Here is a 15,054-nt window from a genome sequence, read left to right as displayed (position 1 = left end):
CTCCTTTATGTTAGGCCAGCGTAAATAGCGTCGCGAAGTCCGATGCGATGGTCTCCGCGGTGTTCAGGAGCATGCGTCATAAACACGGCGATTAGCTCATTCTGCGGATCAACCCAAAAATTTGCGCCTGAGACCCCGGGCCAGAAAAACTCTCCAACACCGCCGGGGAGACCAGGCGTTTCCACTATTCTGACGGCAAAACCAAGACCAAATCCCAACCCGTTTTTGAGCCAGGGAGCTGTGATCCCAAGCTCTTCGGTATAGGCACCATAGGCCACGTTGGAAGGAAGATGATCCTGCCGCATCAACGCAAGCGTCTCTGCCGATAGCAACTCACCACCTTCCATCAGCATGTGCGCAAATCTTAAATAGTCAGGGACCGTTGAAAACAACCCAGCGCCACCCGAGTACCAGGTCTGTTCAGGCGCCATGATTGGCATCAAGCTGTCTCGTATCGGTGAGTCTGGAATTTGTGCGACGCGGGAGCGGTCTGGGAAAAACGTCGTGTTTTTCATGCCCAGCGGGCACAGAACAAGATCCTCAAGCGCATCATCCAAGTGCAGGCCAGTGACAACCTCGATGACATATCCAAGCACGTCGGTGGACATGCCATATTCGAACGTTGTCCCCGGCTGATGCATCAACGGCAAACGGGCCAATCGGGACGCCATTTCGGCATTGGTGGACCGGTGATCATACACTGCGTCGCATTTGTATTGCCGATGAACTGGCCCGGTTCCCGAGAAGCCATAGGTTAGGCCCGATGTGTGTAGCATCAGGTCCAAAACCGTGGGGTCTCTGTGCAAAGGGTCAAGCTCGCCAGAAGAGGTAAGAACGCCTTTTGCACCAAAACTGGGCACGAAGGTTTGAACGGCATCCATCAATGACAGGTGGCCTTGCTCGACCAACCTCATGGCCGCCACTGAGACGATGGGCTTGGTCATCGACGCGATCCAGTATTTTGTGTCGCACGCAACCTTCTCGCCCCCTGGGGACACCTCTCCAAACACCTCAGAGTAGACCGTTTCCCCAAACCGCTGGATTTCCAGAACGCCCGTTTGCAGGCGTTCGGCAGATCGTTCTTGCGCGAGCCAGTTCTGAACCGCAGTCGCATCGAAGCGCTGTTTGATGCCTGTCGTCATCGCATTAGCTCCGGCAGGAATGTCACAAGATCAGGCACAAAGAAGAACAGGAAAACCATTGCCAGGAAGGCGCCGACAAAGGGCAACGTTCCCATGGAAATCTGCGCCAAGGTTGCGCGGCCATCGGAGACACCAGACAAAACGTAGAGGATCATGCCGACGGGTGGGGTGATCAGGCCAATTTCAACCAACATCACCAACACGATGCCGAACCACAGAAGATCCCATTCCGCCGCCGTGATAACCGGTAGGATGATCGGCAGTGTCATCAGGACCATGCTGATTGGCTCCACAAACATGCCCAAAATCAGGTACAGGATCACGATCGCCAAGAAGAGGCCGATATCGGAAAGCTCAAGCGACTGAACGAGACCGACCAGCGCTTGCGGCATCGACAGGAAGTCGATGGCAAAGCTCATCACGGCCGCACCGACAGCGATCATCAACAGGAAGGACGTTGCAAGCACAGCTTCTTGGATTGCTCCAAAAAACTCTGAGACCGACAGGGTGCCACGGGCGAGACTGATCAGGACAGCGCCCAATACTCCGACCGCACCTGCCTCTGTCGGCGTTGCAATGCCTGCGTAGAGTGATCCGAGAACCATAATCATAAGAATGAGGAACGGGATGACGCCTCTCATCGCGCGGAATTTCTCTGCGAAAGTTGCGCCCTGTCCCGCAGGTGCTGCGGTTGGATCAAGGCCAATCCAGACCAAGACAACAAAAGCAAAGGCCAGGATCATCAGGAGGCCGGGAAGAACACCTGCGACAAACAGTTCAGTCACGGGCACACCAGCAAGTGGGCCATAGACAATCATCGCGATACTGGGCGGGATGAGGATGCCGAGCGTACCGCCAGCAGCCAGAACTCCATAAGCTAGTTCTGGTTTGTACCCTTCGCGCATCATCTCAGGACCAGCAACGCGCCCCATGGTGGCAGCAGTGGCCAGACTAGAGCCGGAAACCGCAGCAAAGATGCCAGAGGCAAGGATCGAAGCGTGCGCAAGGCTGCCCCGTAAGCGCCCCATGCCCATACGCGCAGCGACGAACATTTCGGTTGATGCATTGCTGCGCACTAGGATGGCCCCCATCAGAACGAACATCGGGATCGCGGCCAGTTCAAAGGTGTTGACGGCTTCCCAAGCGCGTTCTCCGACTGCGGCCAGAGCCACCGGCGGCAACCAGAACAGCATCGCAAAAATTCCGATGGTCAAAAGCGTGAAGAAAACTGGCAGACCAGAGAACAGCAGAAAAAAGAGAACCGCGATCAAGCCGACGGATTTCAACGAAAGACCCGCGCCATCTGTCACCCAGAAGAGCAGTAGGACTGGCACCACAACGATGGCTAAAATCAAAAGCGTTCGAAGCCCGCCGGACAATGCGGCCGCGAGCAGAGTTAGGGAAGCGAGGCAAAGGACTCCGGTGACAGGCGCCAGTTTCGTGGGAAGAAAATGCCCTCCCGCTGCGACGGCCAGAACGATTCCAAGGCCCGTGAAGATCCACGCAGCAATGCCAAATTTGGAGGTTTGCTTTGGCCCCAGCACAATGGCCAGTGCAATCAGACCAATCACCGCGCCTGCCTGTGGAATCCACAATGGCGCATTCAACAGACTCCAGCTGCGCGCGCCGCTTTCGAAGTTTTCAAACCAGAAGCCAGTGACTTGCCACAACGTGATCAACGTGACAAGCAGCGCCATCCACGACATGGCTGATTTGATATCCTCTTGGCGGGTGTCAGAAAACTGGTTGAGCACCAGGTCCACACGCACGTTTGCATCACGTCCGGCAACAAATGCAGCGCCAAGAAATGTAATTGCAACAACAAGGTAGGTGGAAACCTCGGTTACCCAGATCGTTGCATACCCAAAGAAACTGCGACCGATAACTTCGAAGTTTACGCTTACGAGCATGATAACAACCGCAATGATTCCCAGCCATTGGGACATTGCAGCGACGGAGCGGGGAAAGGCTGAAGGCGTTGCCGCCTTCAGCTCAATTTCTTCTAGAGAGGCCATGCTCAGTTGACTGCGCCACGCGCAGTTTCAAGAACCGCGTTAGCGTCCAAGCCTGCGCGGTCCATGTCCTCACGCCACGCCGCGATGACCGGCGCCTGCACCTCGTCGGCGAGAACCTTTGCATTTTCCTCGTCGGAGACTTCTGTGAATTCAACACCTGCTTCTGCCCAAAGCCCCGGAAGCTCTGCGGCGCGCTCACGCCAACGGGCTTCAAAATCCGCTTCGATTGCTTCAAACTCGGCAGCCACTTTCACCCGCAGATCCTCAGGCAGTTCATTCCAGGCGTCGTTGTTGACTAGAACCGGCGAAGGCACAACCGAGCCAAGTTTCCAATCCGAAGCATTGGTTATGACCGAACTGAAACCCGCACCATATGCCCAGCAGGTATCTGTGATCACGCCTTCAATCACACCGCGCTCCAGCGCTGGCAGCACCTCGCCAGCGGACAGCGAAACGGTCGTAGCACCCAGTTCGGCCCCAACTAACCCAGTGCCGCGGTTGTTCACGCGCAACTTGCGGTCTTTCCACTCATCAACTGTTGTGATCGGTGTTGTGGAAAACAGGGTCTGCGGGCAGAAAGCAGTCTCCATCAACTCAGTAGAGTTGTAGGTGTCGTTGTAAACAGCACGAACCTGATCGCCGTATTCCGACGCGGACAGCGCTTTCAGGTCGTCATAGCTTTCCGAAATGCCCGGCAGGCTGGGAACCGTGAACAGAGGCTGAGAGCCCGTGTAGTAGCCTGTCAAAGGCAGTGTCATCTGCACCAGGCCGTCACGCACACCTTCCAGCAAGCGGTTGCCCTTCACCAGCGACGAATTCGCTGTGATGATCAACTGGCCGTCGGTCGCTGCTGCTATGCGATCGGGGATCGCCAGCGCCACCTCTTCGTAGATCGTGCCCTTGACGGCAAGGTAGGCCAGTGTCCATTCCGTCGTTTCAGAGTGGGCTGCAGTTGCAACAAGCGTTGCGCTACCCAAAAGGGTAGCAATCACAGAGTTTTTCATTTTTCCTCCTCCAAGAAGCCGAGAAGCCTTCTTCTCGAAAATTCCAGCTAAGAGGTTAAACAATCGCCTTGTGCATTGGCTTGTGTTTGCGGGCACGAGAATTTGTGATAGCGTCCACTATCAAGTGAAGTGGATGCAGAATGTCGATCAATCATCACAGCAAGATAAGTGCATCTTTGCCGTTTGTCGGCTCCTCCAAAGGGAAAAAACTGGGTAAAGGAAAGGACGATTGGCAGGCAATCTTCAGCGGTGTGTGGGGTGAATTGGATGTTAAGCCCATTGCCGAAGGCGATATTATAGGAAGTTTGAGCAGCCGAAGAGTTGGTGACCTGACATTCAATCGCATTGAGTTCGGCAACCAACAATTTGAAAAAGCGAACAGACCCAACTCAAGCGAAGTTCCTTTCTTTTCTCTCAGTTTCCCCGAAGGTGGCGCGGCTCTTTGCAAGATTGGTGATGTGGAGACCAAGCTGGTCCCCCAGAACACCTACCTGATCAACAATGGTCTTTCTGCCAAACTTCGCGTCGAGCAAAACTATTCAACATTCAACGTGCAGATACCGACGGAAGGTCTGGAAAACAGGCTGGGGCGCCAGGCGAAAATTCTATCCCGCCCTATCGTGCAACCGGATGCTATCTTTCACATGCTTCAATGCCTAATTCTGGAACTGCTTGAGAACGTCCAGGATGACGATGAAGCCGCCAAATCCTTTCTGACAAACCAAATGCTGGATACGGTCGCATTTTTCCTCTTATCTGGAGGCATGATGTCGGAAGATAGTCTGGCCATTCAATCGGTGCGGGCAAAAGTTCTGGCGTATATCGATACCAAGTTCAGGGACCAGGATTTAACCCCTCAAGCGATTGCCGCTGCATGTGGCGTATCACGCAGCTATCTTTACAAGGCTTTCGCAGAAGGTCCCTCTGTGATGGAACGCCTGAGACTCAGGAGGCTGGAAGCTGCACGTAGTTTGATTGAGCAACGTTCCCTCAAGCTTTCCATGACCGATATTGCAATGAAATCGGGCTTCTCCAGCTCCAGCGAGTTTTCACGATTGTTCAAGAATGAATTCGGTGTGTCACCAAGCAGATTCTAACCACACTGTTCATTGAGTGCCTATGGAAGTCAAAGCGGTCTTTGGTGCTCATTACGGCGAATAGCCGGTGTCCGTCCCGAGTCGTCATCGGGGTGCGATGCAGTATATGAGAGAATGGGCTCAAAGTTACCAATGCTGCGCCACGAAGGAATGACTGCTTAGGATGACTTTCGTCGCATCATCTATCATCGGTTTGTCGTTTATCGAGATTTCGGAAGACGCGCGACCTGAGTGATTACGCGTGTCGCATGTATTGATAGTTCCACAGGGACGTCAAAGCACACGCGGCCAGGACAATCCCCAATGTCGTTGCGCAACCGTCATTTGCTGAAGACGAAGATCGAAGCGGCCATTTAGCGACATTTCAGCGTTGGGGTTCGAGCTGTTATGCACGCTGGTTGCTTAACGGGCCGCGGTACCGGCCGCCAGAACAGCATGCCCTACGCGTCTTCCAGGAAATAACTGAGCTGTTCGAGGAAACCCAACTTGCGCATCAACACATCATAGTCCGGCTGATCTGGAATTTTCTCAAGGTAGTGCACCTTGCCGGCAACGGCAGCATGGTTGGCATCTTGCGAGTCGCGCAAAAACGTCATTTGCCGACCGCGTCGCCGAAGACCTCTCGGTGTGCGGCTTGAAGTTTCGCCATCTCGTTACCGACCGGGATATGAGAGATGCGGTAAATGGAAACGAGCACAGTCGTGATCTGTGCTTTCAAACATTGGATAGGCCGGTCGGTTGGCGGGCATATCGAATGTCGGCACGATCGGCTCAATACGAGTATACACGCACTATTGACTTCATAAATTCATCAGGTCGAACAGTGATTGATCAACTCAGAACTATGGTACCTATCCAAGTTCAAGCATCAGACCTTATAAGCTCCACCGTCACTTCTTTTGATATGCTGGCATCTTCGAAGTTCTGAATATCAGTCTCATATGCGGCCTTTGCATCACCCAAGGAACGCTCTAGGTGACGAAATCCATTCATAGCAGAAAACGACTCAAGATCGTTGAGTAAATCTATGATCCAAACGAACTGCGTCATACCAGCTTTCCTTGATTGCAAGATTGGAACAAATTCAACCCGCATAGATTAACGTTTTGATAATTTTTTCAAAAAAAATTGGATCTCAACACTACAGATTTAGATGGTATTAGAATCAGATCTTTGCGCCGAATAATTTAAGAAAAATTTCAATATTCTCCTAAAGGATCTGCACAACCCTAGGGAGAATCTCAATGATGATCTGCGCTACTACCACGCCCTTCCAATTCAAAGACGCTATAGAAGTACTCAAGCAGCCAGTGTCACAAATCGAGTTTGCCTGGATGCTTCTACAACCGCACTTTGGTACAAGCGTCACCTTCGGTTGCGGCCGCAACGAAGCACTTCCTAACTTCTACGATATCCTTGCCATGAGCGCGTTAATCGCACTTTCAGCAAGGCCGATAGAGTTGGAACGGCTTGTTAAAATTTCATCAATGCTTGCGAATGAAGTCGCTTTGTGCATTGAAAACTACGACCTTGGCGATCCACTAGGTGCTCAACATAGAACCCAGATCTACAGGCAGATTCAACTACTTATGGATGAGAAAATTTCAGACGGTGCCGTCAAAGAAGCCAAGGTAAAGCCCACTGTAGCTAAACAAGTGATTGATGTATTACAACACGTTAGAAAAACGTTGCTAAAAAATTCCCTAGTCGCGGGGGCTACTTAGCAACTGTATCTTTTACCCAGCTTCAGCGCTCCAGTTTTGGCTCGACTTGCACAATGCATTTTCTATTGTGACAAGCTTGGGAGCGACGGCGACAATAATAGTCGCGTGTGCGTTCTCGGCGTTGCTAAGACGGTTTGCAAGTGCTTTCAGTACCGGGTTGTGATTGACGGCAACAAGCGCGGTTTGGAACATCTCATGCGGAAGTAATTTGCGCTCTTGACCGATTGCTCATTTTTCGCACAACGCGCCATCGCCAAGTGCAGCGGGCGCAAATCCCACAAAAACAGCGATCTAAAGCGTTTCGAGAAAACCTGAATCGGGGGGGTCATGTAATTCGGATTGTGATCCATCTTGGTTGGTAGGATGGATTAAGTCAGCACCACTGCCGGCAAGGCCTCGTGCGCGGTTTCAGTTATACACTAAAGAAGGACTCCGCATACGCGCTGCAGCGTTTCGCCTGAAGCTCACGCCTGCAGCGAGATCTCGCTGGGCATGTCGGGTCAATACCAGATGTCACGCGACGCCTGCCCATGTGGACCGCCTACGCGATACAGGCAAACTGGCCCCACATCAGACCTTCTTCGAAAACTGGTGAGACAATACAGACGTTACAATCTTTGAATTGAGGGGTGCTCTGGCCGACGCGGAAGGAGTGCAGGCCATCATTCCTTCATCGCCGAGGCGCGCCGCCGAACTGACTGTCTCCGAATACATCAACTTCCTCCTCAATCTGCGTCGATAGCACTTTGACTTTTTTTGAAAAACCCTTTGACTTCGCGACACGTCCGCTATCTCGTCTGACAAACACATGATGATAGAATGTTACTATCTTCTTGGTTTTGGTTTCTCATAGAAACTCCAGCAATCCGAAAAGCGGATCTCATCAACATCAAGTGCAATTCGGCTTTGGTCCATGCGCGAAAATACCGAATGGGAGCGTTTTGTACGCAATAAGAACTCATGAACAACGCGCCCAATCCGCCTGTCTTTTGATGATTGCTCCAAGAGCAATGCATTAATATTTGTCATAAGATCGGTCTGTCCGAGCTTAAACCTGTCTAACCCCCTAAATCCGGACTTGGTTGTTGGCTCAGTATTTTCGTAGATTGCGTCTGATGGCATTGCCTCCAACGCGCGTTCTGCCTCATAGGCCTTCATCATGTTCGAATAGAAATACGCTGAAGAACCAACCATTCGTTGGTTTTCGTTCTCCCCATGGTCTATGAATGTCTGAAAAGTCGAAATAAGCCATCTCGTAGGCAAGGTGGCGAGCAATATTTCATGTTCTTCTTCCCACAAGCGATGAAATAAGTATGCCGCATGTTCCGTGTGTTCCGTGTTTCGGCGCAAGTAGCTTATGGTCAACCCAAGCACCAGGCAAGTTCGAGGCTGGCCGTTGAAGCGATGGCTGAGAATTTTTAGCTGCTTTTTCATGTCCGAACGCTCACCGAATGGCGGGTTTTTCGAACCGGCTACTGGTCGCATTCGAAATTTGGTCAGATCAGAAAATGGGCGCGGAAGCAAACAAGGTTGATTTTGGGAGGGCACTCTTCCTCCTGCACGTGTCCACAGCTTTTCTAAGTCTTTTGACAGCCATGTAGGTTTCGTTTCACTAGGTGGCCACATAGGGAGTACCAGTTCTTCGGGTTCCCAGACATTGCTTATTGCGTCACTCCGCAATCTTGATTTGGCGGTGTTCTTTGCTTCGCGTGAAGCACTTGATCGGTTTATAGCTTCAAAAATGGCCAGGGTGCTCGTTGGCGGAGAAGTGTTTACACGTGTCACTTTGGAGGACTGAAATTCTATGCTTTTCCTATTTAGAATCGTGCGCAATAGTGCTTGAGCGGAACAAAAACTCTCTTCTTCTCGATAAGGAATAGTAACAAGGTTTGACTGGAGTTTAGCTCGAGGTCTTTCTAACACCGCCTCCCAAAGTTGGTCGAAGTGTAGAAACGACCGATACTGTTCCATTGAAGAGAACACGGTGTGGTGTTTTGTGAGTTGAGTGTAAGAACTTTTGATCCAGTCATCCGGATTTCGAACGAAAAAGTAGAACTTGCAGACATGGTCAGGAAATGCCTTTCGAATGACGTTAATGTTCTTCCAGAGGTTTGGGTAAGGTCTTCTTTTTTTTGAACGACCTGGCAAATCGCCCGCCCAATCCTCGCAGGAAATTACACAATCGCCTCGCTTACCGTCTAGCAATTGAGCCAATGACCGTAGATCAAGTGCAGCCTGATCCCATTTACAACGCATCAGTGATTCTGCAACCTGCGTGATCTCCTGACCTATTAATGGATACAGCTGAAAACGCTTCTCCAAAACGTCACGTTCTTGCCTTAATGTTTGCTGTATGGCTGATGACCCCGTTTTGTGCGGTCCCAAATGGATATGGATGGTTTTGGTCATTGCGCTTCCATTTGCAAATATCTCGGCGGACAACGGCAGAGACAAAAATCCTTAAGTTCCGTTGACAGGTTTGTTTGGTTTTCTTTCAGCGTTGTCGCAAACTTCGCAGGTGCTGCCAAGTTGTTGACCAGGTGTTTAGTCCCGGAATTTGGTGGATCGGATTCAGGATGAAGCGGTCCGGCTCTGAAATCCAGATTTTGCAGATGTGTTCGTATGGTGTGAGTCCATCGAGTGCCTTGAGACGGCTGGCGTAGTTGTGAGCATTGAGGAAGTCGGCGAGGTTGCCACGAAGCTGGTCGTGATTATCGAAATGGTACCGCTCGACCTTGCCGTTGACCCATAGATGGTTCGGTTTTGCCATCCGGTGTTCGATCCCATTGGTTACACAAGCCATGTCAATCCGCATAACCTGGAATAGATGGTATTCTGTCCGCGGGACCGGTCAGTGAATTGGGTACCGCTGTTAGTTAGAACCATGTGAATACAGTAGGGCACAGCAACCAGCAGGCGTTCGAGGAACTCTCATGCCGTCTTTCGGCTTGCTTTCTCTGCCAGTTGGGCCATTGCGAACTTGCTGGTTCGAGCAATGGCGACAAAGAGAAGGATACTTCCCTCCTTGTTTTTGACCTCACCGATATCGATGTAGGAGAAGCCGGTTGGGTAACACTTAAACTCTTTTACTTTGGGTTGTCGCCCTCGACGCAACTTACCTGAATGCTCACCCCACCGCTTCCAGCTTGAAGGTGAAAAAGAGCGCCGCGGATATCTGACCGGCCACACGAAGGGCGGCATGAGTACCAAGCTGAACGCAATCTGTGACAGCAAGAGGTGCCCGCTGAACCCGTTCGCCACTGCCGTGTAGGTTAGCTGATTACATCGCCGCGTGAGCGTTGCTGAGTAGTATATCGGATGTCGATTGGGGGTAGGAGAACTTGGTCACGACGCAGTTTGGTTTTGCGAAGCGTCAAAAAATTGAGGAATACGTGCCTGCGTCCCGGGTCGAAACCAACGCAAGACCATCGTCAAATATGACAAGGCCAATACAAACGCCACATCCGCATTGAGATCATGATTTGAAGACTGAAAGACTGGCAGCGTGTGGCAACTACATACGACCGATGTTCGAAGGTCTTCCTCTAGGCCATCGCTCTGGTCACAGTCGTCATCTATTGGCTATAAGTCCTGACTCTAAACAAATCAAAACATACGCTCAAACAAGTAGGGAATGCCTTTTCTTATAGTCTACAGCAGTAGCATGTGACGTTAAAGGAAGACCAGATCACTATTGGCGTCAAAATCATGTACACCAGACAAATATATCGAATCGTCGTTTCCGAAGTCTAGCAGTGTTCCCTGTTCTTCTTGTATTATAGAAAGCTTGTCCCTACTCATACCGTGCAATTCAATTATATCGCTGCCGGACGTGAATCCTGAGATATTGTCTTGTTCTCCACCTTCCCGAAATACGATGACGTCGGTCTCGTCGCAAACCAATACGAATGTGTCATTCCCGCTACCGCCATCTATCTTGGAACTTCCTCCGTGGAGATAGAAGAAGTCATTTCCGCTGCCTCCAAATACTTGCCCATTCCCATTCGATACCAAAAAGCTGTCGTTGCCGCCTCCACCATCTGCCACCCAATCCTCGCCACCTTGTATGAAAAAGAAATCATCTCCATCTTGCCCCAAATAATCTCCACCCTCAGAACTAATCTCAAAGGTGTCCGAATAATCGCTTCCACGGACGATTTCGACGCCCTCAAATTCTAGGTTCTTGAGGCCAACTTCAACGACGCCACTATTTGTCCAAATTGAAACGCCATCACTGGCATCTTCAAAGGACAAAGTATCGGTACCTTCCCCCCCTTCAACTCTTCCACCCCCATTCCCGACCCGTAAGAGATCGTCTCCTTGCCCACCGATCAATGTATCGTTGCCACTGCCGCCGACAAGGGTATCGGCACCGTCACCACCTTCGAGATAATCTTGCCCAAGGCCGCCCTCTAGAAAGTCATCTCCGGTTCCCCCAAAAAGATAATCATTGCCTTCTTCTGCAAAAAATACATCTCCACCGTTTCCACCAAAAAATTTGTCAGACAAACTACTCCCATGCACGATTTCAATTCCAGAAAATCCTAAAGAAAACGAACCAACTTCAGCCATTCCATCCGGGGAATGAATGGTTACTCCAACTCCGGCATCCATAAATGACAATGTATCAGTACCTTCACCTCCATCAACTCTTCCTCCCCCATTTCCGACCCGTAAGAGATCGTCTCCATTTCCGCCAATCAGTGTATCGTTTCCACTGCCACTGACAAGAATATCAGCTCCGTCGCCACCTTCGAGATAGTCTTGCCCAAGACCCCCTTTTAGAAAGTCATTTCCGGCTCCTCCAAAAAGGCGATCATTGCCCTCTGCTGCAAAAAAAGTATCTCCCCCACTTCCACCAAAAAATTTGTCAGACCAACTACTCCCGTGCACGATTTCAATTCCAGAAAACCTTAAAGAAAGTGAACCAACTTCAGCCTTCCCATCTGGGGAGTGAATGATTACTCCAACTCCGGCGTCTTTAAAGGACATAGTATCGATACCATCACCGCCATCAGCTTTTCCGCCACCATTTCCAGGTCTCAGTATGTCATCCCCAATTCCACCTGCAAGATTGTCATTACCCTTGCCGCCGACCAATTCATCATTACCCTCTCCGCCATTGATTTTATCATGTCCGTAACCACCATCTAAATAATCAACACCCGACCCTCCTTCCAAGATGTCGTGCCCGAAGCCGCCAAGGATAATATCGTCACCGAGATTTCCATTGAGGTTATCTGAATAACCTGTTCCGACCAATTTGTCAGAAATTGCGTTTTGGTTGTCGGCGTCGATAGTGACGCCTTTGCCCTTGACAATATGAACAGCTACAAACTCGTACGGGTCTAGTGTATAATTAAAACGAAAGTCGGAGCCGCCCGAACTCAAGTCCAAATTTGTTTCATAGGAAATTGAAGCGTCAGACCAGTATTTAGTGCATATTTGGCCAGGTGCGCCAATGATTTTGCTGGCAAAGACATATGCATCTCCAGAAGCATACTGTGAAATATCCGCGCTTAGCGATATTTCTTCATTAACGCCAGAAACGAAAATTACAGTAGATTCATTTTTTTCCTGGAATACGTAGTTATATCCAACCTTTTCGCCTGAAGAATTTTTCAGCCAAGGCTCTTCGTCTGGATTGACCAGCCGCTTTCCTTCCAATCTATCGGACAGCAACGAAAATAGGTAACCTGTCGGAGTAAAGTTGTCGTCACCGTTGTGAGTAGTGGTTAAACCAGCCGGACCCCTTGTTTGAGTGGACCAAATCGACGCTAGATCAACACCGTTGGAGATCATCTCGGAGAACATACGCATGAGCGGTGCCAATCGCATCGTCCCGTTGATCGCTGTAGTGCTTTCACCGCTTTCACCTACGTTCCATTCTGTAACCGCGAGCTCGATTTCCTTGCCAAGTGCGGAAGACCACATGTCATCGATTTGCTCCAATCTCCTGCCAATTCCGCCACCTATCCCAAGTGGGTCCCCTGAAGAATTAGTTCCGTAAGCATGTGTTATAACGCCATCCACCGTGGACTTGTTGCCCTCGTCAAAGAACGAGGTCAAAACTTTATTGTTTTCCTCGGTTCTTCCGGATTGAACCAAAATCGAGACATCATTCCGCATTCCTAAAAGACGAGCTTCGGAGTCAATCAACGATGCCAATTCGGCTTGCAAGCGCCCAAACTGGCCAACATTCCAGTCAAATCTGGGTTGGTACCATTCGTTACCTATCTCAAGTACAACCTGATCCGCAGGACCGTGTTCTCCGGACAAAAGTGCCCGGATAAACCCTCGAACTTCCTCTTCAGCACCGTTTCCAATTTTTCCATTTTTACCGTTAAAATACCGATATGTGGGGAGTACGATTACTGGTGTTCCTCCGATTTCTTTCGAGTATTCAAGAAAATCTGAGAGTGGAGTTACTTCGCGCTCCCTTACTGTTTTGTATCCAAACAACTCGTCTAAAACATTTTTTTGACCGTTTGAGTTTGGATTGGATAAATCAAAATACTCCTCGGAAACCGTTCCACCTGGGTACCGAATAAAATTGGCTCCTGATTTTTCAAATACTTCGCGAAAATCGGAGTCGTGATCTAGCCTGTCCGACTGGAATAGCATATTTGAGCCAAAGTGGTTCTTTGTGATTACCTCACTAAAGTCACCTTTTGAATTCATGACGGTTCTAACTTTATGCATCGAGATACCCCAATCAATAACCACAAATGTTACTATCAAATTTTTTGTTAACGAGAGATTAAGTGAGGTTGCATGCGCAATTCAATTTTTAGACAATAAATTTCTTTCTCTTAATAGTATTTGAATAATTCGGCAATTGCCTGGGGCGATCTGGTTTTCGCTTCGGCTTGGCAGTTGGGTTCCAGGTCCGTCAAATTTATTGGCCAGATGCGTGTTGTCACGGTAGCCTTCGTTTGGTTGCTCTTATTTTGATTTGAACGTAGATTTCTCGATAGAATCGCTTTCCGCCCGACATCATTGCGCATGTGGCGTGGCTCCATTGATGGTTCAATCTCGGCTTCCGGGAAGATGGGGAGATGCTTCTTCAACGTGGGATCGATGTGCCCTGTCAGACTGTTTGGCGTTACTTCATCAAATTCGGACCGTTGATCGCTCGCAAATTTCCGGAAAGACAATACTGCCTAGGCAATGGGGGCCTCGGGGTGAAATTGTCGCAAAATCTCAGATCGCAAGTATTGGTTTTGGCGCGTATTTTTAACAGAAAGGTGTCGTGCTGGACGAAAAGTTCTTACCGAAAAGGGGACATACAGCTCGCGAACCTGCTACTCGCAGTCTGAAAGGTCGATTTGGCTTCATCCCAGGAAGATCATAACAGACAAATTGCGGTTCTATGGTACATCATTTGGAAAATTCCGCCAATTCTTGATCATTGGCCGCACAATGCACTTCATAACCTCAAATTAGAGTCACCAACTGCCAATAACACCGAATAGAAGCGCAGCAATGTGAGAAACACCAACCAGAAGCAGTGTAAACCGAACAACCCGTGCCCTTTTCAGAGGGCGTCTGTTTTCATTCGCTGCAATATTTCTCACTGCTGCGCTGTCGTTCCGAGTTAGCCAGGTTTGAGATTTGCTCACGCTGCTCATTTGTCAGTGCCGCTTCTTCACAGAATTCATCTAAGGCAACGCCAAGACCTAACAAAACGCTGGGAATGTCTTTTTTGCGGGCCTCTTCAGCTAGTTCCACAAAAGCATCCACAAACCAGTGACTACTGCACATAAAGACCTCCTTGAGAAATCTGCTTGCGCATATTCAAGTCGAGAAGGTTAACGTGCGGTTAACTATACCTTTGAATTTGGGATATTGTAGTATGAAGTTGTCCTTCTTTCGCGTTAAGCGAGTTTTTGTAGTCTTGAATGACATACTCAATTGCAATTGCCGTTTGGTGCATGCCTTCTGCCTCTAACCTCAATTTGACCTGATTGGCGCGTTCTAAGAAGTTGTCGTCCATGTGCTCCCCACCCATAGCGCAGCTTTCCAATTTAGTCATAATTGAGACATTTTGCTTAACAGATCGTTAACAGGGA

At 49.7% G+C, this 15,054-nt stretch carries 12 protein-coding genes and 1 pseudogene; 3 read left to right on the top strand and 10 right to left on the bottom strand.

Features of this window, described 5'->3' with window-relative positions:
- Positions 1-5 precede the first annotated feature (5 nt).
- The 3 genes from ACR0D6_RS16975 to dctP all read right to left on the bottom strand — a co-directional run bounded on the left by ACR0D6_RS16975 (position 6) and on the right by dctP (position 4,161).
- Positions 6-1,142, bottom strand: coding sequence for a serine hydrolase domain-containing protein (locus ACR0D6_RS16975; protein ID WP_170652875.1), 1,137 nt, complete (start codon positions 1,140-1,142; stop codon positions 6-8).
- A complete protein-coding gene (locus ACR0D6_RS16970; RefSeq protein ID WP_480766375.1) occupies positions 1,139-3,052 on the bottom strand; it encodes a TRAP transporter large permease subunit in 1,914 nt (637 codons plus the stop codon). Before ACR0D6_RS16970 ends, ACR0D6_RS16975 begins: the two co-directional genes overlap by 4 nt.
- Before the next feature lie 107 nt (positions 3,053-3,159).
- Positions 3,160-4,161 carry a TRAP transporter substrate-binding protein DctP gene (gene dctP / locus ACR0D6_RS16965; RefSeq protein WP_480766374.1) on the bottom strand — a complete coding sequence of 334 codons (1,002 nt, stop codon included), beginning with the start codon at positions 4,159-4,161 and terminating at the stop codon, positions 3,160-3,162.
- 140 nt (positions 4,162-4,301) lie between these two features.
- Between dctP and ACR0D6_RS16960 the strand changes: the two genes are divergently transcribed.
- On the top strand, positions 4,302-5,258 hold the full coding sequence (locus ACR0D6_RS16960; RefSeq protein ID WP_170652869.1) for an AraC family transcriptional regulator: 957 nt from the start codon (positions 4,302-4,304) through the stop codon (positions 5,256-5,258).
- A 440-nt stretch (positions 5,259-5,698) separates the two neighbouring features.
- Here the strand turns inward: ACR0D6_RS16960 and ACR0D6_RS16955 are convergent, their stop codons facing one another.
- Positions 5,699-5,854 carry a hypothetical protein gene (locus tag ACR0D6_RS16955; RefSeq protein ID WP_480766373.1) on the bottom strand — a complete coding sequence of 52 codons (156 nt, stop codon included), beginning with the start codon at positions 5,852-5,854 and terminating at the stop codon, positions 5,699-5,701.
- A gap of 265 nt (positions 5,855-6,119) precedes the next feature.
- Complete coding sequence (locus ACR0D6_RS16950) at positions 6,120-6,308, bottom strand: hypothetical protein (RefSeq protein ID WP_480766372.1); 189 nt, start codon at positions 6,306-6,308, stop codon at positions 6,120-6,122.
- Between the two features lie 194 nt (positions 6,309-6,502).
- Between ACR0D6_RS16950 and ACR0D6_RS16945 the strand changes: the two genes are divergently transcribed.
- Positions 6,503-6,982, top strand: a complete 480-nt coding sequence (locus ACR0D6_RS16945) for a hypothetical protein (protein ID WP_170652864.1) — start codon at positions 6,503-6,505, stop codon at positions 6,980-6,982.
- Between the two features lie 825 nt (positions 6,983-7,807).
- On the opposite strand, the gene ACR0D6_RS16940 is transcribed toward ACR0D6_RS16945, so the two are convergent.
- Entirely contained in the window at positions 7,808-9,391 is a 1,584-nt protein-coding gene (locus ACR0D6_RS16940) for a hypothetical protein (protein WP_170652862.1), read from the bottom strand.
- An 85-nt stretch (positions 9,392-9,476) separates the two neighbouring features.
- Entirely contained in the window at positions 9,477-9,752 is a 276-nt protein-coding gene (locus tag ACR0D6_RS16935) for a hypothetical protein (RefSeq protein WP_170652860.1), read from the bottom strand.
- A 328-nt stretch (positions 9,753-10,080) separates the two neighbouring features.
- On the opposite strand from ACR0D6_RS16935, the pseudogene ACR0D6_RS16930 reads away from it, so the two are divergent.
- Positions 10,081-10,531: pseudogene (locus ACR0D6_RS16930) on the top strand (IS5/IS1182 family transposase); the annotation flags it as partial.
- 123 nt (positions 10,532-10,654) lie between these two features.
- Here ACR0D6_RS16930 and ACR0D6_RS16925 read toward each other — a convergent pair.
- From ACR0D6_RS16925 to ACR0D6_RS16915, 3 genes are all read right to left on the bottom strand, one after another.
- Positions 10,655-13,684 (bottom strand): calcium-binding protein, encoded by a 3,030-nt coding sequence (locus tag ACR0D6_RS16925; RefSeq protein ID WP_480766371.1) that lies wholly within the window; start codon positions 13,682-13,684, stop codon positions 10,655-10,657.
- An 852-nt stretch (positions 13,685-14,536) separates the two neighbouring features.
- Positions 14,537-14,746 (bottom strand): hypothetical protein, encoded by a 210-nt coding sequence (locus ACR0D6_RS16920; protein ID WP_170652856.1) that lies wholly within the window; start codon positions 14,744-14,746, stop codon positions 14,537-14,539.
- 58 nt (positions 14,747-14,804) lie between these two features.
- On the bottom strand, positions 14,805-14,978 hold the full coding sequence (locus tag ACR0D6_RS16915; protein ID WP_480766370.1) for a hypothetical protein: 174 nt from the start codon (positions 14,976-14,978) through the stop codon (positions 14,805-14,807).
- Positions 14,979-15,054: the final 76 nt, after the last annotated feature.

Source organism: Ruegeria sp. BJ6 (genome assembly GCF_056537885.1).
The sequence above is the reverse complement of the archived record's forward strand: the minus strand, read 5'-3'. Positions and strand labels throughout refer to the sequence as shown.

Coding starts and splice junctions, on each gene's coding strand:
- ACR0D6_RS16940 (WP_170652862.1), bottom strand. CDS start 9,391: ATGACCAAAACCATCCATATCCATTTGGGACCGCACAAAACGGGGTCA.
- ACR0D6_RS16915 (WP_480766370.1), bottom strand. CDS start 14,978: ATGGACGACAACTTCTTAGAACGCGCCAATCAGGTCAAATTGAGGTTA.
- ACR0D6_RS16925 (WP_480766371.1), bottom strand. CDS start 13,684: ATGCATAAAGTTAGAACCGTCATGAATTCAAAAGGTGACTTTAGTGAG.
- dctP (WP_480766374.1), bottom strand. CDS start 4,161: ATGAAAAACTCTGTGATTGCTACCCTTTTGGGTAGCGCAACGCTTGTT.
- ACR0D6_RS16935 (WP_170652860.1), bottom strand. CDS start 9,752: ATGGCAAAACCGAACCATCTATGGGTCAACGGCAAGGTCGAGCGGTAC.
- ACR0D6_RS16920 (WP_170652856.1), bottom strand. CDS start 14,746: ATGTGCAGTAGTCACTGGTTTGTGGATGCTTTTGTGGAACTAGCTGAA.
- ACR0D6_RS16955 (WP_480766373.1), bottom strand. CDS start 5,854: ATGACGTTTTTGCGCGACTCGCAAGATGCCAACCATGCTGCCGTTGCC.
- ACR0D6_RS16950 (WP_480766372.1), bottom strand. CDS start 6,308: ATGACGCAGTTCGTTTGGATCATAGATTTACTCAACGATCTTGAGTCG.
- ACR0D6_RS16960 (WP_170652869.1), top strand. CDS start 4,302: ATGTCGATCAATCATCACAGCAAGATAAGTGCATCTTTGCCGTTTGTC.
- ACR0D6_RS16945 (WP_170652864.1), top strand. CDS start 6,503: ATGATGATCTGCGCTACTACCACGCCCTTCCAATTCAAAGACGCTATA.
- ACR0D6_RS16975 (WP_170652875.1), bottom strand. CDS start 1,142: ATGACGACAGGCATCAAACAGCGCTTCGATGCGACTGCGGTTCAGAAC.
- ACR0D6_RS16970 (WP_480766375.1), bottom strand. CDS start 3,052: ATGCTCGTAAGCGTAAACTTCGAAGTTATCGGTCGCAGTTTCTTTGGG.